This is a genomic window from Burkholderia sp. KL41 (genome assembly GCF_057005415.2).
Map to the genome: position 1 here is coordinate 996,777 of NZ_CM174447.1, position 19,388 is coordinate 1,016,164.

Consider the following 19,388-nt stretch of genomic DNA (forward strand, 5'->3'; position numbering starts at 1 on the left):
AATGTCGCGCGATTATAGCGGCTGGCGGCGGCGCCGCAATGACGGATGACGGCGGTCAGGCCAGCACGCGCCGGGCGGCGAGCATGCCCCAGTACGACGCTTCCTCGAACAGCGACAGCCCCGACAGGTCCGCATGCGCGAACACGACGGGGCCGTCGGCCTCGCGCAGCGCGAGCAGCCCCGGCCGGCTCAGGAAGCCGACGTCGGGTGTCGCCATCGCATGGCCGCGCACGGTGATCTCGAGCGCCGTCGCGTGCTTCCAGAGTTCGCGTCCGTAGACGGCCTGCAGGTCGATCGCCGCCTGTTCGCGCAACGCATCCGGCTTGGCCTGGGCAAGCCAGCGGCGCGTGTCGTCCGGCGTTTGCGTACTCAACGCCTGATAGGCGGAGAACACCGAACGCGTCGGCGGCGACATCCGGATCAGCTGGTGCGTCGACACGACATAACCGAGCGCCGCGCCGTCGTAGACGACGTTGTCCCACGCGAGCGGCACGCCCGCTTCCTCGGCCGGCATGCCGTCGAGCAGGAAGTTGGACACGAGCCACGGCGCGCGCGGCGGCAGGTCGCGCGCGGGGTCGAAGCCGTATGCGTCGAGCTGCGGAAACACGTGCGCCGCGACGAACAGCGGCATCGCGCTCACGACGCGCCGTGCCTTCAGCATGAACGTCGACAGCGCACCGTCGTTGCCGACGCGCGCGCACAGCACGTCGACGCCGCCCGCGCGTTCGGTCGCGCGCACCGCGAAGCCGTCGCGCGACCACGCGCCGGAGCCGGTGCGCGCGGTGATCGAATCGCTCAGCTTCGTCACCATCGTGTGCAGCCCGTCGGGCCAGGTCAGCACCGCGCCGTCGCTCGCATCGCCCGCGTGCCCGCCGCGCGACGAGAAGTAGTGCAGGCCGGCCCACGCGGACACGCGCTCGTACCCGGCGCCATAGTCGTCGCGGCAGCAGTAGTTCAGGTACCAGTGCAGCGCCTTTGCCGTGTAGCCTTCGTCGAGCAGCCACTGGCGGAACGAGCGCCGGTCCAGCGCACGCCAGCGCGGGTCGCGCGACGATTCGGCGATCGGGATGCAGAACACCTTGCGGCCATCGGCGCCGCGCGCGGTGCGCAGCCCGTCGGTGTAGGCAAAGAACTTCGCCTGTTGCGCGAGTTCGTCTGCGCCGAGTCCGGCGGTCGGCACGATGCCGTCCTGCCACTGGCCGGCGATGAAGAGCCGTTCGTCGGGCGCATGCACGAGCGCGCGTTCGTCGTACACGGGGCGTGCGGAGAACGGCACGGATTCGATCACGCCGAGATCGGCGAGCATGTCGCGCAGGTGCGCGGATTCGAGCGACGGCAGCGGCAGGTAGTGCGCGCCCTTTGGATAAGCGAGATCGCCGAAGCGGCCGCCGGCGGCATTGCCGCCGAATTCGGGGCCCGCGAGCACCGTGAAGCGCGTGTGCCCTGCGCGCGCGAGCTGCCATGCGCACGACAGCCCGGCGGCACCCGCGCCGAGGATCGCGACGTCGGTTTCGATCGTGCCGGAAGGCGGCGGCAGCGTCGCATGGTCGCGCAGCGCGTGGCCTTCCCGCATGCCGGGGTAGCCGACCTGCGGCGTCGTCTCGATCCAGCCGGTGCGCCCGCAGGCGGCGAGCGATGCGGCGGCCGACGCGACGAGGAACGTGCGGCGGTCCATCAGCGCAGCACGTGCTTCCAGTCGTCGTCGAAGCGGCGCACGAGCGGCTGGTCGTTGAGTTCGTTCGGCGACATCGGCAGCGCCGGCATGTCGGCCGGGAAGTGGAACATCTCGGCGGCCGTCTGCGCGTCGAGCCAGCGGGTGGGCACCGAGTAGTGCGTCGGGACCGTGAAATCGCGGCGTTTGCCGGCGATCACGAAGCCCCAGTCGCCGAACGACGGCACGTAGCAGTGGTACGGCCACGTGTTGAGCCCCGCTTCGTGCAGCGTCGCGATGATGGTCCAGTACGCGTGCGGCGCGAAATACGGCGACGTCGACTGGATCACCGCATAGCCGTTCTCCGACAGGTGGCGCGCGAGCAGCCGGAACACGGGCACCGAATACAGCCGGCCGAGCCCGAAGTTGGTCGGGTCGGGGAAGTCGACCACGATCGCGTCGTACACGTCGGCGTTCGATTCGAGCCAGCGTATCGCGTCGTCGTTGATCACGTGCACGCGCGGGTCCTTCAGCGAGCCCTGGTTCAGCTTGACGAGCGGGGCGGACGTCGAGAACAGCTTCGTCATCGCGGGGTCGAGATCGACGAGCGTGATCTGTTCGAGGTTGCGGTGCTTCAGCAGTTCACGCACCGCGAGCCCGTCGCCGCCGCCGAGCACGAGCACGCGCTTCGCCCACGGCAGTGCCTCGATCGTCGGGTGGATCAGCGCCTCGTGATAACGATGCTCGTCGCGCGACGAGAACTGCAGGTTGCCGTTCAGGTACAGCCGCATGTCGTCGTGCCACTGCGTGAGCACGATGCGCTGGTACGGTGTCGTTTCCGAATAGATCGTCTCGTCGCCGTACACGCCGTGTTCGGCCCAGTGCGTGATGCGGTCGGACAGCACGAAGCCGGCGACGAGCAGCCCGATCACGAGCGACGCGCGCATCAGCTTGCCGCGCACGTTGCGGATCTCGTCGCGGAACAGGTGCGTCGTCCACAGCGCGACGAAGGCGTTCAGGAGCCCGAACAGGAAGCTGGTGCGCAGCAGGCCCAGGCGCGGCGCGAGCACGAGCGGGAAGATCAGCGACACGGCGAGCGAGCCGAGATAGTCGAAGGTCAGCACTTCGCTGACGGTATGGCGGAATGCCTGGCGACGCTGCTGGAACGCGCGCATCACGAGCGGGATCTCCATCCCGATCAGCAGGCCGAGCGCGAGCACCAGTGCGTAAAGCGCCGCGCGGAACGGCGCGGCGAGCCAGGCGAATACCGCGAACAGCAGCGCGGCCGACACGCCGCCGAGCAGGCCGACCAGCAGCTCGATATCGACGAAGCGGTCGAGCACGTCGTCGTCCTCGACGAACTTCGCGAGCCAGGAGCCGATCCCCATCGCGAACAGGTAGCTGCCGATCACCGACGAGAACTGCAGGATCGAATCGCCGAGCAGGTAGCTCGACAGTGCGCTGCTGATCAGTTCGTAGCCGAGCCCGCACGACGCGAGCACGAGAATCGACAGGACGAGCGCACGCTTATGCAGCATGGCGCATCCGTTGTGCAGTGTTCGGCAATGTGGATATACTGGCGCGGAATTTTGTCCGCCGGCCCTGCGGGGGCCGGCCGGCGACGGGGCGGCGAACCGAGCACAAAATCCGAGGGAAAGAATGAATAGTGCCTATCTCTATGCGGTTCATTTACTGTCGGCGTTCGTGCTGCTTCTTGTGTTCGCGGCAGTGTACCTGAAGGTCACCCCGTTCGACGAACTGGCGCTGATCCGCGACGGCAACGCGGCCGCGACGCTGTCGTTCGGCGGTGCGCTGATCGGCTTCTGCCTGACGCTCGCGTCCAGCATCGCGCACAATTCCACACTCGGCGAAGTCGTGATCTGGGCCGTCGGCGCGATGGTCGTGCAACTGATCACCTATGCGGCGCTGACGCGCCTGATGCCCGGCATGAATCATGCGATCGAGGATCGCAACGTCGCAATGGGCGGCCTGATGGGCACCGCGTCGCTCGTCGTCGGCATCATCAATGCCGCCTGCCTGACCTGACGCGCCACGCGTTTCGAGGAGACCGACATGAGTCTGGGATCGTTTATCCGCAAGCAATTCATCGACGTCCTGCAATGGACGGAAGACACCGACGGCGTGCTGGCCTGGCGCTATCCGATGGAAGACCAGGAAATCCAGTACGGCGGCAAGCTGACCGTGCGCGAAACGCAGGTCGCGATCTTCGTCAACGAAGGCAAGGTGGCCGACGTGTTCCAGCCGGGGCTTTATACGCTGGAAACGAATACGCTGCCGGTGCTCACGTACCTGAAGAACTGGGACAAACTCTTTCAGTCGCCTTTCAAGTCGGACGTCTATTTCTTCAGCACGCGGCTGCAGCTCGGCCGCCGCTGGGGTACCGCGCAGCCGGTGACGATCCGCGACCGTGAATTCGGTTTCGTGCAGGTGCGCGCGTTCGGCATCTACTCGTACCGGATCGTCGACGCGGCCGCGTTCTATCGCGAGGTCAGCGGCACGCGCGCGCAGTACACGGTCGACGAGGTCGAACAGCAACTGCGCAACCTCGTCGTGACCGCGATGAGCACGACGTTCGGTTCGGCCGACGTGCCGTTCGTCGACATGGCCGCGAACCAGTCGCTGTTGTCGCAACGTGTCGCCGACGCGCTGGCGCCTGTGTTCACGCGCTACGGCCTCGCGCTCGACGCGTTCGCGGTCGAGAGCGTGTCGCTGCCGGCCGAGCTGCAGAAGGCGCTCGACCTGCGGATCGGCGCGGGGATGGCCGGCGATCTCGCACGCGCCACGCAATACCAGACCGCGCAGGCGATTCCGCTCGCCGCGCAGAACCCGGGCGGCATCGCGGGCGTCGGCGCGGGGCTCGCCGCGGGCGCGGCGATCGGGCAGGCGATGGCCGGACAGATCGCGGGCGCCGCGCAACCGGCGCCGGCCGCACCGCCCGCGCCCGCTGCAGCGCCGGTGGCGGCCGCGCCGGCGGAAGGCACCGACTACGTGCAGCGGCTCGAACAGCTGAAGGCGCTGTTCGACAAGGGCCTCGTGACCGAAGACGAATATTCGCGCGCGAAGGCCGAGATCCTCGCGAAGCTCACCCGGTAAGCGTCGCGCATGTTCAGTACCTCGTGCCCCCAGTGCGGCGCGCCGGTCGAGTTTCGCTCGGCGGCGGCGGTGATGGCCGTCTGCGCGTTCTGCCGCAGCACGCTGCTCAAGCGCGGGACCGACGTCGAGCGGATCGGCGAACTGGCCACGGTGCTCGACGATGCGTCGCCGATCCAGATCGGCACGGCCGGGCGCTACGGCAAGCGCACGTTCACGGTGCTCGGGCGCATCCAGATGACCTACGACGCCGGCGTGTGGAGCGAGTGGTATGTCGTGTTCGACGACGGCACGTTCGGCTGGCTGTCGGATGCGTCGGGCCAGTACGCGGTGACGGTGCGCGAGCCCGACGATGCGTCCGGCGGCGCGTGGCCCGCGTTCGGCACGCTGGAGCCGGGCATGCGGATCGACCACGGCGGCCGCGCGTTTCTCGTGTCCGACGTGCGCACCGCGCGCTGCACGGGCGGCGACGGCGAGCTGCCGTTCCGCGTCGATGCCGGCTGGGAGGCGCGCGTCGTCGACCTGCGAACCGGCAACGCATTCGCGACGTACGACTATTCCGACGCCGGTTCGAACGGCGGGAGTCCGGCCGTCTATACGGGCGAAGCGCTGGAGTTCGATGCGCTCGCGTTCACCGGGCTGCGCGATACCGACAACGATACGCGCGAGAAGCGCGGTGCGGAGATGGTGCCGTTCGCGTGCCCGAGCTGCGGCGCGCCGCTGTCGTATGCGCCGAACGTGGCCGACTACGTGGTGTGCGGCAGTTGCCATGCGGGCGTGCAGTGCACGGCCGAGCAGCAGACCGTGTTCGCGGCGCAGCGCAAGCTCGAAGCGGTGAAGGGGGCGCTGGAACTCGGCGCGATCGGCACGTTCGACGGCGTGAAGTACACGGTGATCGGGATGATGCGCTGCCGCGTGCCGGGCGACGAAGAGACGTGGGACGAATACCTGCTGCTGAACCCGAAGCGCGGTTTCCTGTGGCTCGTGCAGAGCGAAGGGCGCTGGGAGCGTGTGCAGGTGCTCGACCAGTGGCCGACGATCGGCAGCGAGTCCGACGTGACCGACGGCGGCAAGACCTACCGCCTGCGTGAGGAATACGACTCGGAGGTCGTCTACGTGGTCGGCGCGTTCAACTGGCGCGTGCAGGTCGGCGATCGCACGTCGATCATCGACTATGGCTGGCAGAAGGACAAGCTGACGCGCGAGCGCAGCGACGCGGAGATCGTCTGGTCGCGCGCGCGGCCGCTGTCGGGCAGCACGCTTGCCGAACGCTTCGGCACGCCGGCGCTCGCGACGGCCGCGGCTGCGGCGGCAACGGGCGCTACCGCGTCGACCGGCCTGTTCGGCCGGAAAGGCCCGCACAGTTTCGCGCCGCTGCCGCTCGTGTTCAGCGCGCTGCTCGTGATCCTGAACATGGGCTCGCTGTTCTCGTTCAGCGGCCGCTCCGTTTACGTGCTGGTCGGCCTGCTGGTGCTGTGGCTGCCTGAATGGCTGTGGAAGAGTTTTGCGTCGGACGGAGGCAACGCGTGATCCGGTACATCCTCTACGGTGTCTACGGCCTGATCGTCGTCACGCTGTTCAGCTGCGCATCGATCGGCGGCAGCGGTTCGGGCGGCGGGGGCTGGGGCAGTTCGTCGGCCCGCAGCGGCTACTCGTCGTACGGGTCGCACAAATGACCGCGCGCGACGGGATCGCGCCGCCGCGCGCGACGTTCGGCTCGCACGTGCTGGCCGACCTGGCCGGCATCGACGCGGCGTTGCTGCGCGACGCCGCACGGCTCGAGACGCTGCTCACCGAAGCGGCGCGGCAGGCGGGCGCGCGCGTGATCGGCGCGCATTTCCATCATTTCGGCGGCGAGCACGGCGTGACGGGTGTCGTGCTGCTCGCCGAATCGCACATCACGATCCATACGTGGCCCGAGCATCGCTTCGCGGCCGTCGACGCGTTCATGTGCGGCGCGGCGCGCGCGGCCGAGGCGGTCGATGCGATTGCCGCTGCGCTCGGTACGCAGGCGCAAGTCCGGCAGCAGGTTGCGCGCGGCGGTGCAGCCACGTGTGCGGGCGTTTGACTCTCGTTGCCGATATGCAGAACCACATTCGATTCTCCGCGTTGCTCGGCTGGGCACTGCTTGCCGGCCACGCTGCCGCCGATGTGCAGCCGAAGGCGCCGAGTCCGGTCGTGATGGTGCACTTCGATTACGACGAGAAGGACACGGCGCGCCTTCATGCGCTCGAGCAACGGCTGGATCGCGCGGTGAAGCGGGCAGGGGCCGGCGAACTGGGCGAGACCGAGCTGCATCGCGACGGCAACGACGGGTATCTGTACCTGTACGGCGCCAGCGCCGACCGGCTGTATGCGGTGGCGCGCCCGATCCTGAAATCGTCAGGATGGCTGACCGGCATGGAGGTGACGTTGCGCCGCGACGCCGGTGCGCAGACGTTCCCGTTGCGCCGCGACGGCGCCCGTTAGTGCGAAGGTGATCCGGGCGGCGCGGCGGGTGCCGCGGCCGTCGCGAATCGGGGCGGAAAAGGTGATTTCATCATGGCCGACGTTGGCGACATGCCGCCGGGGCGTCATCGAGATGACGCATCGCTGCCCGGCGAGTCGTATGCGGGAGGCCGGACACCGTGACGCTCCGGCCGCTAACGATCGAACCGGAACGTCAACACACTGTGCAGCGTCGCGTCGTCGGTGCCGACGAAGCCCTGCGTCCCCGCGACGGCCGAGCGCTTGCCGTTGCTCAGCACGGCCCAGTAGCATTTGCCGGCTGCCGAGTAAAAGCCGGTTTTCGGATCGCTGATGCGGCACATGATCGTCGCGCTCATGCCGTGCCAGCCGGGACCGGAGATGCGCTCGACTTCCTGCGGGATGCCGGGGCCGTACGACGTCACCCATTTGCCGTCATCCTGCTTCACGAATCCCGCTTCTTTTTCCGCGACCGGCTCCAGCGCGCCGTCGACGATCTCGAACGAGATGAACCTGCTGCTATAGGTCATGTTGCGGCCGACGATCGCGACGCAATGGTCGTTGCCGCCTTCCGGGCACGGCTTTTTCACCTGCCGGTTCGCGAGGTATTCGAACGAGATGCCGAGCGCCGGGTCGCGATAGGTTTTCCAGCCCGCGTGTTTCACCTGCTTCAGCGCTGTCGTGCGGTCGCGGTATGCGGTAGCGATGCAGGCTGTGTCGGCGCAGGCATTGCGCTGCGTGAGCCATGCGCGTTGCGACCGGATCACGGCCTGCTGATCGGCGGCGATGCCGACTGCATCGAAGTAGGCGTTCGACAATGCATTGTCGGCCGACATGAGTGCCTCGTCGGCGCAGATCAGGTGCTCGGCGCGCGTCGTCGCACGTGCGCATTGGATGCCGTCGGCATGGGCCGACCACGAGAGGCCGATGGCGGCCAGCGCGAGAGCGGAGCGAATGCCGAACATGGACGACTCCTCAACGGATTCGAACGGCGACTGTCGCGCCGCCGTCAGGTGACGCAATGGCGCACGCGGTTCGCGAAGCGTTGAACCCGTGCGCCATGCAGCGGGATACGACGGGGCGAAATCAGCGATTGATTTCGTCCGCCGAGATCAGCTCGGCCACCAGCACCGGCGCCGGCCCCTGCAGGTAGTACTCCTGCTCGAGCGGCTCACGCAGCTTCATGAACGTTTCCGCGCCGACCTGCATCGTTTCGCCCGCATGCATGCGCGCGCCGCTTTCCAGCAGGTAATGCATCACGCTGTTGAAGATGCCCGAATAGCGCTCGCCTTCGTGATGACCTTCCGCGAGCGCGGCGAAATCCGGCAGGCCGAACACGTCGGCGCCATAGGTGCGCATCCACACGCCCTGGACGCCTTCGACCTCGTATTTCACGAAGCCGCAGAAGAACAGGTTCAGCGGGATATTTCGCAGCACTTCGAGGCTTTCGTCGCCGAGTTCCTTCGCGTTGAAAACGCCCGCCGGCAGCGACGTGTGCGCGTGCTCGTTCAGCACCGCGAGGCCGTTCTGTTCGGCCAGCGCGCCGGCGACGGCCACCAGTGCGACGTACTGGTCGAGCGGATTCGTTTCGTGCCCCGCGTAGTAGAGGATCACGTGGCTGCGGCTCGCGCGCACCTGCTGTTTCAGGTCCTGCCCATAGTGGGCGGGCGCGACACACGCTTCCAGCGCGTCGGACGGATAGGGCGCATCGAAGCCGACGAGCCGGACGACGTGGTTGCCCCAGCCGGCGAGCCCGAACACCTGCGAGAGCGTCGGCTCGGTTTCGACGCGCGCCTGCTTCATGCTCGGGTGGTACGCGCGCAGTGCGGCCGTCAGCGCGGCGATATCGACCTGCAGCGGGCCGTCGAAGACGACCGTCACACTCAGCGGATTCTCGACGTCGGGTGCCGCGGCCAGCGCGACGGGGTTTTCGGGTACTTCCTTGCGGCCAAAGAATCGGGATATCAGGCTCATCGGATTATGTTCGTGTCGAAGCCGTTTCAGGGAGGGGGCCCCGTTCTCTCGGTCGGGGCGCGCCGTCAGGGTGACGGCCGCCCGTAGTTTCCACGGGTTCGGCGAATCTGGCAAATGCGCGGTGAATGCTTGGCGGTGAGGCGACGGCGCGTTCGATTGCGTTCGGCAGGCGGGGCGCAGACACGCCGGGCCGTGCGGCCCGCGCTCGCCGGTCAGTGCGGCAGCGCTTCCGCTTCGGCCCAGCGCTTGAACGAATCGAGACGCCGGCGCGTCTGCACGAGATAGAACGCGCCGATCAGCGGTTCGAGCAGCCAGCGCAGCCAGGCCGGCTGGGCGCGGAAGTGGTACGTGAATTTCACCTCGGTCGTGCCGGGCGTGTGCTCGGTGAAGTTCCAGCTGCCGCTGAAGCGTTCGAGCACTTTCGGGCCGTCGACCATTTCGACGGCCGCGACCTGCGGCGGACGGTACGAGATGTAGCGCGACACCATCGTCGCGCCCGACTGGCTGCGGCAGAACGCGTCGACGCCGACGTCGGCCGTCGTGCCGTCGAGCAGATAGGCATCGGTGAGGAAGCTGTCCCACACGAGCCGCCGCGCGTAATCCTGCGACCACGTGAAGAGGCGCCTGCGATCGACGCCGACGGTCCGGCTGACTGAGATCCTCATGATGGCGGGTGCAATGGCGCGGATTGGGATGGAATCGAGTGTAACCCGCCAATTCACGGCATTTCTTCATACTTCGTCAAGTCGAGCAAAGGCTCGATTGACGCCCTCCGGGATTTCCCCTACGATTCACACCAACCCTTCGGGAAAGACCCGAAGCGTTTCAATCTCTTGAGGGAGCCTCATGAGTACGCAACAGAACCGGCGCTTCGACGCGCTCGTTTTCATTGGTCGTTTCCAGCCTCCGCATCGTGGTCACCTGAACGTGCTGAAGTCGGCACTGAGCCGGGCCGAGCGCGTGTGCGTGCTGATCGGGTCGACCGACAAGCCCCGCACCATCAAGGATCCGTTCTCGTTCGACGAGCGCCGCCAGATGCTGGCTTCGCTGCTCGACGCGTCCGAGCGCGACCGCGTGACGATCGCGCCGTTGCAGGATTCGACCTACAACGACGGCGACTGGGTGCGCTGGGTGCAGGACGCCGTCGCGTCCGCGCTCGGCGACGTCGCGCAGCGCAAGGTCGGGCTGATCGGCCACGAGAAGGACGCCACGTCGTATTACCTGCGGATGTTCCCGCAATGGGAGCTCGTCGACGTCGACGCGACGGAAGACATTTCCGCCACCGAGATCCGCGACCAGTATTTCGCCGAACGCACCAACAGCTTCGTGCAGTGGGCCGTGCCGGAACCCGTGTTCGGCTGGCTCGAGCGTTTCCGCACGCAGCCGGAATTCGCGCAGCTGAAGTCGGAAGCCGAATTCATCGCCGCGTATCGCAAGGCGTGGGCGGCTGCCCCGTATCCGGTCACGTTCGTGACGGTCGACGCGGTGGTCGTGCACTCGGGCCATATCCTGCTGGTGCGCCGCCGCAGCGAACCGGGCCGCGGCCTGTGGGCGCTGCCGGGCGGGTTCGTGAACCAGGACGAGCGGCTCGACGCGGCCTGCATCCGCGAGCTGCGCGAGGAGACCGGCCTGAAGCTGCCGGAGCCCGTGCTGCGCGGCTCGATCAAGGATCGCCAGGTGTTCGATCACCCGACGCGCTCGTTGCGCGGCCGCACGATCACGCACGCGTGCCTGTTCAATTTCCCGACCGGCGAGCTGCCGCGCGTGAAGGGCAGCGACGACGCCGACAAGGCGCGCTGGGTGCCGCTGAACGAATTCGCGCAGATGCGCAACGTGATGTTCGAGGATCACTTCGACATCGCGTATCACTTCCTGGGGAAGCTGTGATCCGCTGATTCCCCGCATTCCGGTCCGCCGCGACAGACGCGGCGGCACTTCAACGGCCTAGAGGAGCTCTAGCCATGCAAAACGATCCCGGCGGCTTTGCCGCGGTTCTCGCCAATCCGATCCTCAACACGGATTCGTACAAGGCTTCCCACTTCCTGCAATATCCGCCCGACGCACAGGCGATGTTCTCGTACGTCGAATCGCGTGGCGGCCGTTACGACCGCACGGTGTTCTTCGGACTGCAGATGTTGCTGAAGGAATATCTGTGCAAGCCGATCACGCACGCGATGATCGACGAGGCGCGCGATTTCTTCACGGTGCACGGCGAGCCGTTCAACGAAGCAGGCTGGCGTTATATCGTCGAACGCTACGACGGTTATCTGCCGGTGACGATCCGTGCGGTGCCGGAGGGTTCGGTCGTGCCGGTGCACAACGTGCTGATGACGGTCGAATGCGACGACCCGCAGGTGTTCTGGCTCGCGTCGTATCTCGAGACGATGCTGCTGCGCGTCTGGTATCCGGTGACGGTCGCGACGCGCAGCTGGCACCTGCGGCAGACGATCCGCCGCTTCCTCGAAAAGACCGACGACGATCTCGCGCAACTGCCGTTCAAGCTGCACGACTTCGGCGCGCGCGGCGTGTCGAGCGCTGAGTCGGCCGCGATCGGCGGCGCGGCGCACCTCGTGAACTTCATGGGCTCGGACACGGTGCTCGGCGTGCTGGCCGCGAACCGCTTCTATCGCGAGCCGATGGCCGCGTACTCGGTGCCGGCGGCGGAGCACAGCACGATCACGTCGTGGGGGCGCGAAGGCGAGGCCGACGCGTACCGGAACATGATTGCGCGCTTCGGCTTGCCCGGCGCGATCGTGTCGGTCGTGTCGGACTCCTACGATCTGTTCGCCGCACTCGACCTGTGGGGCGGCGAGCTTCGGCAGGCCGTGCTCGATTCGGGTGCGACGCTGGTCGTGCGTCCCGATTCGGGCGACCCCGTGAAGATCGTGCTGCAGACCGTGCGTGCGCTGGACGCGTCGTTCGGCTCGACCGTGAACGGCAAGGGGCGGCGCGTGCTGAACCGCGTGCGCGTGATCCAGGGCGATGGTGTCGACGAGCTGTCGATCGAAGCGATCCTTTCCGCGCTCGACGAAGCGGGTTACGCGGCCGGCAATGTGGTGTTCGGCATGGGTGGCGCGCTGCTGCAGCAGGTGAACCGCGATACGCAGCGCTTCGCGATGAAGTGCTCGGCGATCCGGCGCGGCGGCGAGTGGCACGACGTTCGCAAGGATCCGGTCACCGATCAGGGCAAGCGCTCGAAGAAAGGGCGGCTCACGCTGCTGCGCAATGATCGAACCGGCGAGTATCGGACGACGACGCTGCCGGTTGCGTGGGACGACCGGATGCTGGAAGGCGAGTGGGAAGAAGCGCTCGAGACGGTGTTCGATACGGGGCGCCTGCTCGTCGATACGTCGTTTGCCGAGGTGCGGGCGAGGGCGCACGCAGGGGAGGTGTGACGCGGGCGGCGGGGTGTCCCGCCGCGTCGTTCGCGTTCAGGCGGCGTGGGCGACGGGCGTGCACGGCACGGCGTCCGCGTCGACTTCTCCCGTCAGTACGTTCGCAGGCGCCGGCACGAAATTGATGTCGCCTTCATCGAAACCATCGAGCGCGCTCGCCTGCCGTCACGATTCGCGGGCGAGCGCGCGCCCCGCCGTGTCCTCCGCCCGCACCGCCTCCATCGCCCGCGCCAGCGCGTCGAACACCGCCGGCCCCTTGCAGCGCGACACGTTGAAGCGCATAAACGAGGTCGCGCCGTGCGACGCGCTGAACACGTTGCCCGGCGCGAGCACCACATCGTGATCGAGCGCATGGCGTGCGACACGCGCGGCGTCGAGCCCGTCGGGCAACTCCGCCCACACGAACAGGCCGCCGCGCGGCTCCGTCCAGATCCCGAGGCCCGCGCGTGCGAGGCGCCGGATCGTCTCGCCCATTGCATCCGCGAGACGCGCGCGCAGGCTGTCGAGATGGCGCCGGTACGTGCCGTCGACGAGCAGCCGGTGCACGACGTTCGCGCCGATCTGCGCATGGCCGAACGACGTCGCGAGCTTCAGGTCGACGAGCGCCTCGATCCACTCCGGGCGCGCGGCGACGTAGCCGCAGCGGACCGCGGCCGACAGCGTCTTCGAGAAGCTGCCGATCGACACGACACGCGACAGCCCGTCGAAGGCCGCGAGGCGCGGCGCGGGCGTGCTCTCGAAATCCGCGAAGATGTCGTCCTCGACGATCAGCAGGCCGTGCTCGGCCGCGAGCGTCAGCAGGCGGTGTGCGACGGGCGGCGCGAGGGTCGCGCCGGTCGGGTTGTGCAGCGCCGCGTTGGTGATGTACAGGCGCGGCCGGTGCTCGGCCAGCACCTGCTCGAAGCGCGCGAGGTCGGGCCCGTTCGGCGTGTACGGGACGCTGACGATCCGCGCGCGATGCGCGCGCAGGAGCGCCTGGAAGTTGAAGTAGCACGGATCGTCGAGCACGACCGTGTCGCCCGGCTCCAGCAGCAGGCGGCACACGAGGTCGAGCGCATGCGTGCCGCCGTCGGTCAGCATGATCTGCGCGGGTTCCGCGTGGACGCCGTGCTGCGCGAGCCGCCAGGCGAGCTGCTGGCGCAGCGCGGGCAGGCCGAGCGGCGTCGCGTAATCGGTCAGCGCGTCGGATTCGTCGCGCGACACGGCGCGCAGCGCGCGGCGCAGGCTCTCGTCCGGCAGCCACGACGGCGGCAGCCATCCGCAGCCGGGCTTCACGGTCGTCGGCGCGGCCTCGAGCGACTGGCGCGACAGCCACAGCGGGTCGAGCTCGCGATCGAGACGCGGGCCGAGATCGGCGAGCGCGAGCGGCGGCGCGTGCCCCGACACGTAGAAGCCCGAGCCGCGCCGCGCGACGAGCACGCCTTCGCTCGCGAGCCGCTCGTATGCATCGACGACGGTCGATTTCGACACGCCCAGCCCGTCGGCCATCATCCGGATCGACGGTACGCGCGCTCCGGGCATCAGCGCGCGGCTCGCGATCCGCGCACGCAAGGTGTCCATCACGGTTTCCACGCGCGTGCGCGACGGCGCGGGCGGAACGGGAAGCGGGGCGGAATGGCTCATGGCGAAGAATGAACTGTACGGACGGTTGTCCAGTACAGTTTGTCGGAATTGTATTGGGCTGTAGCTTACGCGCTTTTCACGGGCGGCGGATCATCGGTGATCCACTTTCCCCGTTCAGGATTTCCCGTGCAAAAGACGACCAACGGATGGCTCAGCGGCCTGCTGGGCGTGATCATCTTCAGCGGCTCGCTGCCCGCGACGCGTATCGCGGTGCAGGGGCTCGACCCGCTGTTCCTCACGTTCGCGCGCGCGACGATCGCCGGCGCGCTCGGCCTGCTGCTGCTCGTCGTGCTGAAGCAGCGGCGGCCGACCCGCGCCGAGGCCGTGTCGCTGGCCATCGTCGCGCTCGGGGTCGTCATCGGTTTTCCGTTGCTGACGGCGCTCGCGCTGAAGCATGTGACGTCCGCGCACGCGATCGTGTTCGTCGGGCTGCTGCCGCTCGCGACCGCGCTGTTCGGCGTGTGGCGCGGCGGCGAGCGGCCGCGGCTGCCGTTCTGGATCTTCTCGATCGTCGGCAGCGGTGCGGTGGCTGCGTTTGCGTTGCGCAACGGCGGCCAGGCGTCGGTGGTCGGCGATGCGTTGATGCTGGCCTCGATCGTCGCATGCGGGCTGGGTTACGCGGAGGGCGCGCGCCTGTCGCGCCAGCTCGGCGGGTGGCAGGTGATCTCGTGGGCGCTCGTGCTGTCACTGCCGCTGATGCTGCCGCTCACGTGGATTACCTCGCCTGCGTCGTTCGACGGCGTCGATGCCGCCGCACTGTGGGGGCTCGCGTACGTGTCGCTGTTCAGCATGCTGATCGGCTTCGTGTTCTGGTATCGCGGGCTCGCGCTCGGCGGGATCGCGAGCGTCGGCCAGTTGCAGCTGCTGCAGCCGTTCTTCGGCCTGCTGCTGGCGGCCGGGCTGCTGCACGAGACGGTGCCGCCGTCGATGGTCGTCGTGACGGTCGTCGTGGTCGGCTGCGTGGCGGGCGCGAAATACTTCTCGAAAGTGGCACCCGTGCAGCGCGCGGGCTGACGCGCGCGCCTGGTAGAGGGAACGGGCGCGACCCGCCGCAGGTCGCGCCCGTTCGCGCTCAATCGTCCGGGGTGCACACGCGCAAGCGGTGGCCGTCCGGGTCGAGCGCGACGAACGTGAGGCCGAACACGGCTGTCATCGGCGCCTGCTCGAACGTCACGCCGAGCGCCTTCCACGCTTCGTACAGGCGTCGTATCTCGTGGTCGTCGTCGACCATAACGGATCGTGTGGCCATTCGCGCTCGGCTATTTCAATGACGTGCGCATCCTGGCGGCGTGGTGCGAAGGCCGTAACGGTTTCCGGCATTTCCGGACGGATCGCATCGTCGCGCTCGAACGGCTGGACGTGCGCTATCCGCGGCGACGCGCGGCGTTGCTGAAGGCGTGGCGTGCGGCGGGCGCCGACGTGCGCGTGACGGTGAGGTGAGGGGGCGAGGTGCGCAGGCCGCGCACCCCGTTCCGTCGTGCCGGCCTTACTCGAACGTTTCGAGCGCGAGCAATTCGTCGATCGTCTGCCGGCGGCGGATCAGCCGCGGCGTGCCGCGATCGACGAGCACTTCCGGCGCGAGCGGCCGGCTGTTGTAGTTCGAGGACATCGACGCGCCGTACGCGCCCGCGTCGTGCAGGAACAGCAGGTCGCCGATCTGCGGCTGCGGCAGCTTGCGGTGCGTGACCACGCCGCCCGCGTCCTGCGTGAACACGTCGCCCGATTCGCACAGCGGCCCCGCGATCGCGAGGTCGACCAGCGGCCGTCCGGCCGGCAGCGCGCCGTCGTGCGCGTGCACCGACACCGCGTGGTAGCTGCCGTACATCGACGGGCGCATCAGGTCGTTGAAGCCCGCGTCGATCAGCACGAAATCGTGCTTCGGCCGGCGGTTGACGGCCTGCACTTCGGTGACGAGCGTGCCGGCTTCGGCGACGAGGAAGCGGCCCGGTTCGATCTCGATGCGCACCGGGTGGCCGAGATGCCGTTCGATCCGCTTGCGCGCGGCGTCCCACTGGCTGAAGTAGTGACCGACGTCGACGCGCGGCTCGCCGTCGCGATACGGGATCGACAGGCCGCCGCCGGCCGAGATCGCGTCGATGTCATGGCCGAGGGACGTGACGAGGTCGACCATCGCATCGCATACCTGCGACAGGTGGCCGTAGTCGACGCCCGACCCGATATGCATGTGGATGCCGACCAGCTTCAGCCCGTACTGGCGCACGATCTCGATCGCGCGGGGCACGTCGTCGATCCAGATGCCGTGCTTGCTCTGCGGGCCGCCGGTGTTGGTCTTGTTGCTGTGGCCGTGGCCGAAACCGGGGTTGACGCGCAGCCACACGCGGTGGCCGGGCGCGTGCTCGCCGATGCGCGCGAGCATGTCGAGCGAACCGGCGTTCACGGTCACGCCGTGCTTCAGCACCGCCGCGAGCGTCGGGCGGTCGATCAGGTCGGCCGTGAACACGACGCCTTCCGGCTCGCCGGCCGGGCTGAACCCGGCCGCGAGGCTGCGCTCGATCTCGCCGAGCGACACGGCATCGACGCACGCGCCTTCCTCGCGCATCAGCTTCAGGATATGGACGTTCGAGTTGGCCTTCTGCGCATAGCGGATCACGTCGAACTGACGCAGTTGGGCGATGCGGTCGCGGATGACGTCGGCGTCGTACACCCACAGCGGGGTGCCGTATTGCTGCGCGAGCGTCGCGAGCTGGCGGGAATCGAGGGACATGGCGGATGAATCGGGTCGAATGAACGGATAACGTGAATGATGCGCCTGTTTATCTATGCAGTAAAATGCACATTTGTCGAAATTCAATTCACATTTGATATAGACGATCATGCTCACGCACCGCCATATCGAGGTCTTTCGCGCGCTGATGGTCACCGGCAGCACGACGCGCGCGGCCGAGATGCTCTATACGTCGCAACCGACGATCAGCCGCGAGCTCGCGCGCATGGAGCAGGTCGTCGGCTTCGCGCTGTTCGAGCGCGCGCACGGCCGGTTGCGGCCGACGATGGCCGCGCTCACGCTGTTCGACGACGTGCGGCTCGCGTATGTGGGGCTTGAACGCGTCGCGGCCACGGCCGCGCGCCTGCGCGAGTTTCGCGACGGTCAACTGTCGGTGATCGCGCTGCCGGCGTTCTCGCACGCGATCCTGCCCGGCGCGGCGCGCCGGTTTCGCGACGCCCATGCGGGCGTCAGCCTGTCGGTCGAAACGCAGGAATCGCCGATGCTCGAAGAGTGGCTCACCGCGCAGCGTTACGACCTCGGGCTGACCGAGCACGACGTCGCGCCGGCCGGCACCGTGCTCACGCCGCTGCTCGAAGTCGACGAAGTATGCGTGCTGCCCGACGGCCATCCGCTGCTCGCGCAGGATGCGATCGATCTGCCGGATCTCGCCGATCGCCCGTTCGTGAGCCTGTCGCTGAACGATCCGTACCGCATCCTGATCGACGAGGCGTTTGCGCAGCTCGGTGTGGCGCCGCGCTCGGTCGTCGACACGCCGTCGGCCGTGTCGGTGTGCGCGTTCGTGCGGCAGGGGCTCGGCGTCGCGATCGTCAATCCGTTGACCGCGCTCGATTTCGTCGGGCGCGACCTGCACGTGCGGCCGCTCACACGGTCGTTTCCGTACCGCGTCAGCGTGATCGTGCCCGAGCACCGGCCGAAAAGCCTGCTCGTCGATGCGTTCACCGATGCGCTGCGCGGCGAGGCGAAGGCGATCCGCCGCCGGTTGGCCGCGGTCCTCGGCTGACGCGGCCGTATGATGGGCGTTTCGCCGCCATCGCCGTTTTTTTCGTCTTTTCCGGAACCGCTCATGACCGATGTTTCCGCTTCCCTCGAACAACCGATTCTCACCGGCGAACGCGTCGAACTGAGGCCGCTCGAACGATCCGATCGGCAGGCGCTGCTGGACGCTGCTGCGGACGGCCGGTTGTGGAACCTGAAGGTCACGGTCGTGCCGGGCCCGGACACGATCGACGCCTATATCGACACGGCATTGCAGGGGCGTTCGGCCGGCACCGTGATGCCGTTCACGATCGTCGATCGCGCGTCGGGCCGTGCGATCGGCAGCACGCGTTTCTGGAAGCTCGATCGCAAGAACCGCAAGCTCGAGATCGGCCATACGTGGCTGAGCGAATCGGCGCAGCGCACGCGTGCGAACACCGAAGCGAAATGGTTGCTGCTGGGTTATGCGTTCGACGTGCTGCAATGCGTGCGCGTGCAGTTCACGACCGACGAGCTGAACGAGAAATCGCGCGCGGCGATCCTGCGGCTCGGTGCGAAGCAGGAAGGCATCGTGCGGCACGAACGGATCATGCCGGATGGCCGCAAGCGCAATTCGGTGCGCTTCAGCATCATCGACGACGAATGGCCGGAGGTGAGGGCGAGGTTGATGGCGAAGCTTGCGACGTAACGTGTCGCGTATGACGCCTGGCGTGCGTCGCGTCGCCGGAGGGGGGCGACGCGACGACAGGGGAAGAAGCCGTGCGCCGCGCACGATGCGCGGCGCGGCGGCGGCGCGTTACTGCGCCGATGCGAGGTGGTGGCGCTCCGCGAGCTTCTGCGCGTCGGCGTAATGCTTCTGCAGGATCGGCAGCGACTGGCGTGCGACTTCCTTCAGCTTCGTGTCGCGGCCCGATGCGATTTCGGCCTGGAAGGCCGAGATGGTCTTCTGCTGGCCGGCGAGCGCGACCTGCTCGATGTACGCCTTGTCGAACTCGGCGCCGCGCAGGGTCTTGATGCTGTTCAGCACGGCCGTGTCGGGGTCGTTGGCGGGCACGTCGACGCCGCGCGGGCTGGCTGCGCGCATCGCCTGGATGATCTTTTCATCGTCGGCCGACACGCGTTGCGCGAACGCCTTGACCTGGCTGTCCGACGTGCGCGAATCGGCGATGCGCGCCGCGTCGTGCTGCGTCGACACCGTTTTCGTGCCGTCCGTGATGAATGCCTGGTCGGCTTCGTGGATGCGCGTCGCGGCGGCGGCCGGCGCGGCCGGTGCCGGTTGTGCGGTTTGCGCGGTCGCCGTCACGGCGACGAGAAGCAGGCCAGCGGCAGACAAAGCAAGGCGCGAGACGTGGGGAAAGCGGTTCATGGGACCTCCTTTCAATCGGGGCTCTGGTTGAAAAACGGATCGGGTGATCCGTTGCTGTGCGAGAGACCGGGCGCGCCC

Annotated in this window: 21 protein-coding genes; 12 read left to right on the plus strand and 9 right to left on the minus strand. The window is 67.9% G+C overall.

Annotated features, from left to right (window positions below; genetic code table 11):
* Nucleotides 1-55: 55 nt before the first annotated feature.
* Both PQB87_RS22005 and PQB87_RS22010 read right to left on the minus strand, forming a co-directional pair.
* Nucleotides 56-1,675: an FAD-dependent oxidoreductase gene (locus PQB87_RS22005; protein WP_301863296.1), complete on the minus strand. Its 1,620-nt coding sequence runs from the start codon at nt 1,673-1,675 to the stop codon at nt 56-58.
* Nucleotides 1,675-3,189, minus strand: a complete 1,515-nt coding sequence (locus tag PQB87_RS22010; RefSeq protein ID WP_059812807.1) for a polyamine aminopropyltransferase — start codon at nt 3,187-3,189, stop codon at nt 1,675-1,677. The genes PQB87_RS22005 and PQB87_RS22010 overlap by 1 nt, the downstream gene beginning before the upstream one ends.
* Before the next feature lie 121 nt (nt 3,190-3,310).
* Here PQB87_RS22010 and PQB87_RS22015 point away from each other — a divergent pair, with 121 nt between their 5' ends.
* The 6 genes from PQB87_RS22015 to PQB87_RS22040 are packed head-to-tail and all read left to right on the plus strand — an operon-like array spanning nt 3,311 to nt 7,231.
* A complete protein-coding gene (locus PQB87_RS22015; protein WP_021163477.1) occupies nt 3,311-3,697 on the plus strand; it encodes a DUF350 domain-containing protein in 387 nt (128 codons plus the stop codon).
* Nucleotides 3,698-3,724: 27 nt separating this feature from the next.
* Nucleotides 3,725-4,765 (plus strand): SPFH domain-containing protein, encoded by a 1,041-nt coding sequence (locus PQB87_RS22020; RefSeq protein ID WP_059686735.1) that lies wholly within the window; start codon nt 3,725-3,727, stop codon nt 4,763-4,765.
* A 9-nt stretch (nt 4,766-4,774) separates the two neighbouring features.
* Nucleotides 4,775-6,292 carry a DUF4178 domain-containing protein gene (locus PQB87_RS22025; protein ID WP_301863297.1) on the plus strand — a complete coding sequence of 506 codons (1,518 nt, stop codon included), beginning with the start codon at nt 4,775-4,777 and terminating at the stop codon, nt 6,290-6,292.
* Nucleotides 6,289-6,438 (plus strand): hypothetical protein, encoded by a 150-nt coding sequence (locus PQB87_RS22030; protein ID WP_153489189.1) that lies wholly within the window; start codon nt 6,289-6,291, stop codon nt 6,436-6,438. The genes PQB87_RS22025 and PQB87_RS22030 overlap by 4 nt, the downstream gene beginning before the upstream one ends.
* Nucleotides 6,435-6,830, plus strand: a complete 396-nt coding sequence (speD, locus tag PQB87_RS22035) for an adenosylmethionine decarboxylase (RefSeq protein WP_059485463.1) — start codon at nt 6,435-6,437, stop codon at nt 6,828-6,830. Before PQB87_RS22030 ends, speD begins: the two co-directional genes overlap by 4 nt.
* A gap of 14 nt (nt 6,831-6,844) precedes the next feature.
* Nucleotides 6,845-7,231, plus strand: coding sequence for a hypothetical protein (locus tag PQB87_RS22040; RefSeq protein ID WP_059587004.1), 387 nt, complete (start codon nt 6,845-6,847; stop codon nt 7,229-7,231).
* Nucleotides 7,232-7,404: 173 nt separating this feature from the next.
* Here PQB87_RS22040 and PQB87_RS22045 read toward each other — a convergent pair whose 3' ends face one another.
* The 3 genes from PQB87_RS22045 to PQB87_RS22055 all read right to left on the minus strand — a co-directional run bounded on the left by PQB87_RS22045 (nt 7,405) and on the right by PQB87_RS22055 (nt 9,867).
* Complete coding sequence (locus PQB87_RS22045; protein WP_489243798.1) at nt 7,405-8,193, minus strand: lysozyme inhibitor LprI family protein; 789 nt, start codon at nt 8,191-8,193, stop codon at nt 7,405-7,407.
* 121 nt (nt 8,194-8,314) lie between these two features.
* The gene (locus PQB87_RS22050; protein WP_489243800.1) at nt 8,315-9,202 is read right to left on the minus strand and encodes a DUF4261 domain-containing protein; all 888 of its coding nucleotides are present in this window, start codon (nt 9,200-9,202) and stop codon (nt 8,315-8,317) included.
* A 212-nt stretch (nt 9,203-9,414) separates the two neighbouring features.
* Nucleotides 9,415-9,867 (minus strand): type II toxin-antitoxin system RatA family toxin, encoded by a 453-nt coding sequence (locus tag PQB87_RS22055; RefSeq protein ID WP_489243801.1) that lies wholly within the window; start codon nt 9,865-9,867, stop codon nt 9,415-9,417.
* A 181-nt stretch (nt 9,868-10,048) separates the two neighbouring features.
* Here PQB87_RS22055 and PQB87_RS22060 point away from each other — a divergent pair, with 181 nt between their 5' ends.
* Both PQB87_RS22060 and PQB87_RS22065 read left to right on the plus strand, forming a co-directional pair.
* Nucleotides 10,049-11,089, plus strand: a complete 1,041-nt coding sequence (locus tag PQB87_RS22060; RefSeq protein WP_027789549.1) for a bifunctional nicotinamide-nucleotide adenylyltransferase/Nudix hydroxylase — start codon at nt 10,049-10,051, stop codon at nt 11,087-11,089.
* 74 nt (nt 11,090-11,163) lie between these two features.
* Entirely contained in the window at nt 11,164-12,597 is a 1,434-nt protein-coding gene (locus PQB87_RS22065; protein ID WP_059686724.1) for a nicotinate phosphoribosyltransferase, read from the plus strand.
* Between the two features lie 165 nt (nt 12,598-12,762).
* On the opposite strand, the gene PQB87_RS22070 is transcribed toward PQB87_RS22065, so the two are convergent.
* On the minus strand, nt 12,763-14,220 hold the full coding sequence (locus PQB87_RS22070; protein WP_059858256.1) for an aminotransferase-like domain-containing protein: 1,458 nt from the start codon (nt 14,218-14,220) through the stop codon (nt 12,763-12,765).
* A gap of 126 nt (nt 14,221-14,346) precedes the next feature.
* Between PQB87_RS22070 and PQB87_RS22075 the strand changes: the two genes are divergently transcribed.
* Nucleotides 14,347-15,234 carry a DMT family transporter gene (locus PQB87_RS22075; protein ID WP_489243803.1) on the plus strand — a complete coding sequence of 296 codons (888 nt, stop codon included), beginning with the start codon at nt 14,347-14,349 and terminating at the stop codon, nt 15,232-15,234.
* Between the two features lie 58 nt (nt 15,235-15,292).
* Here the strand turns inward: PQB87_RS22075 and PQB87_RS22080 are convergent, their stop codons facing one another.
* Entirely contained in the window at nt 15,293-15,451 is a 159-nt protein-coding gene (locus PQB87_RS22080) for a VOC family protein (RefSeq protein WP_233344160.1), read from the minus strand.
* An 8-nt stretch (nt 15,452-15,459) separates the two neighbouring features.
* On the opposite strand from PQB87_RS22080, the gene PQB87_RS22085 reads away from it, so the two are divergent.
* Nucleotides 15,460-15,660: a WYL domain-containing protein gene (locus tag PQB87_RS22085; protein ID WP_319003020.1), complete on the plus strand. Its 201-nt coding sequence runs from the start codon at nt 15,460-15,462 to the stop codon at nt 15,658-15,660.
* Between the two features lie 46 nt (nt 15,661-15,706).
* Here PQB87_RS22085 and lysA read toward each other — a convergent pair whose 3' ends face one another.
* Nucleotides 15,707-16,945, minus strand: coding sequence for a diaminopimelate decarboxylase (lysA, locus tag PQB87_RS22090; RefSeq protein ID WP_489243806.1), 1,239 nt, complete (start codon nt 16,943-16,945; stop codon nt 15,707-15,709).
* A gap of 109 nt (nt 16,946-17,054) precedes the next feature.
* On the opposite strand from lysA, the gene PQB87_RS22095 reads away from it, so the two are divergent.
* Together PQB87_RS22095 and PQB87_RS22100 are read left to right on the plus strand one after the other, a co-directional pair.
* Complete coding sequence (locus PQB87_RS22095) at nt 17,055-17,969, plus strand: LysR family transcriptional regulator (protein ID WP_059698619.1); 915 nt, start codon at nt 17,055-17,057, stop codon at nt 17,967-17,969.
* Nucleotides 17,970-18,032: 63 nt separating this feature from the next.
* The gene (locus tag PQB87_RS22100) at nt 18,033-18,632 is read left to right on the plus strand and encodes a GNAT family N-acetyltransferase (RefSeq protein ID WP_226145372.1); all 600 of its coding nucleotides are present in this window, start codon (nt 18,033-18,035) and stop codon (nt 18,630-18,632) included.
* A gap of 108 nt (nt 18,633-18,740) precedes the next feature.
* Here the strand turns inward: PQB87_RS22100 and PQB87_RS22105 are convergent, their stop codons facing one another.
* Nucleotides 18,741-19,310 (minus strand): DUF4142 domain-containing protein, encoded by a 570-nt coding sequence (locus PQB87_RS22105; protein WP_111939383.1) that lies wholly within the window; start codon nt 19,308-19,310, stop codon nt 18,741-18,743.
* Nucleotides 19,311-19,388 lie beyond the last annotated feature (78 nt).

Coding starts and splice junctions, on each gene's coding strand:
- PQB87_RS22050 (WP_489243800.1), bottom strand. CDS start 9,202: ATGAGCCTGATATCCCGATTCTTTGGCCGCAAGGAAGTACCCGAAAAC.
- PQB87_RS22065 (WP_059686724.1), top strand. CDS start 11,164: ATGCAAAACGATCCCGGCGGCTTTGCCGCGGTTCTCGCCAATCCGATC.
- PQB87_RS22080 (WP_233344160.1), bottom strand. CDS start 15,451: ATGGTCGACGACGACCACGAGATACGACGCCTGTACGAAGCGTGGAAG.
- speD (WP_059485463.1), top strand. CDS start 6,435: ATGACCGCGCGCGACGGGATCGCGCCGCCGCGCGCGACGTTCGGCTCG.
- PQB87_RS22105 (WP_111939383.1), bottom strand. CDS start 19,310: ATGAACCGCTTTCCCCACGTCTCGCGCCTTGCTTTGTCTGCCGCTGGC.
- PQB87_RS22060 (WP_027789549.1), top strand. CDS start 10,049: ATGAGTACGCAACAGAACCGGCGCTTCGACGCGCTCGTTTTCATTGGT.
- PQB87_RS22040 (WP_059587004.1), top strand. CDS start 6,845: ATGCAGAACCACATTCGATTCTCCGCGTTGCTCGGCTGGGCACTGCTT.
- PQB87_RS22045 (WP_489243798.1), bottom strand. CDS start 8,193: ATGTTCGGCATTCGCTCCGCTCTCGCGCTGGCCGCCATCGGCCTCTCG.
- PQB87_RS22015 (WP_021163477.1), top strand. CDS start 3,311: ATGAATAGTGCCTATCTCTATGCGGTTCATTTACTGTCGGCGTTCGTG.
- PQB87_RS22095 (WP_059698619.1), top strand. CDS start 17,055: ATGCTCACGCACCGCCATATCGAGGTCTTTCGCGCGCTGATGGTCACC.
- PQB87_RS22070 (WP_059858256.1), bottom strand. CDS start 14,220: ATGAGCCATTCCGCCCCGCTTCCCGTTCCGCCCGCGCCGTCGCGCACG.
- PQB87_RS22005 (WP_301863296.1), bottom strand. CDS start 1,675: ATGGACCGCCGCACGTTCCTCGTCGCGTCGGCCGCCGCATCGCTCGCC.
- PQB87_RS22025 (WP_301863297.1), top strand. CDS start 4,775: ATGTTCAGTACCTCGTGCCCCCAGTGCGGCGCGCCGGTCGAGTTTCGC.
- PQB87_RS22055 (WP_489243801.1), bottom strand. CDS start 9,867: ATGAGGATCTCAGTCAGCCGGACCGTCGGCGTCGATCGCAGGCGCCTC.
- PQB87_RS22010 (WP_059812807.1), bottom strand. CDS start 3,189: ATGCTGCATAAGCGTGCGCTCGTCCTGTCGATTCTCGTGCTCGCGTCG.
- lysA (WP_489243806.1), bottom strand. CDS start 16,945: ATGTCCCTCGATTCCCGCCAGCTCGCGACGCTCGCGCAGCAATACGGC.
- PQB87_RS22100 (WP_226145372.1), top strand. CDS start 18,033: ATGACCGATGTTTCCGCTTCCCTCGAACAACCGATTCTCACCGGCGAA.
- PQB87_RS22020 (WP_059686735.1), top strand. CDS start 3,725: ATGAGTCTGGGATCGTTTATCCGCAAGCAATTCATCGACGTCCTGCAA.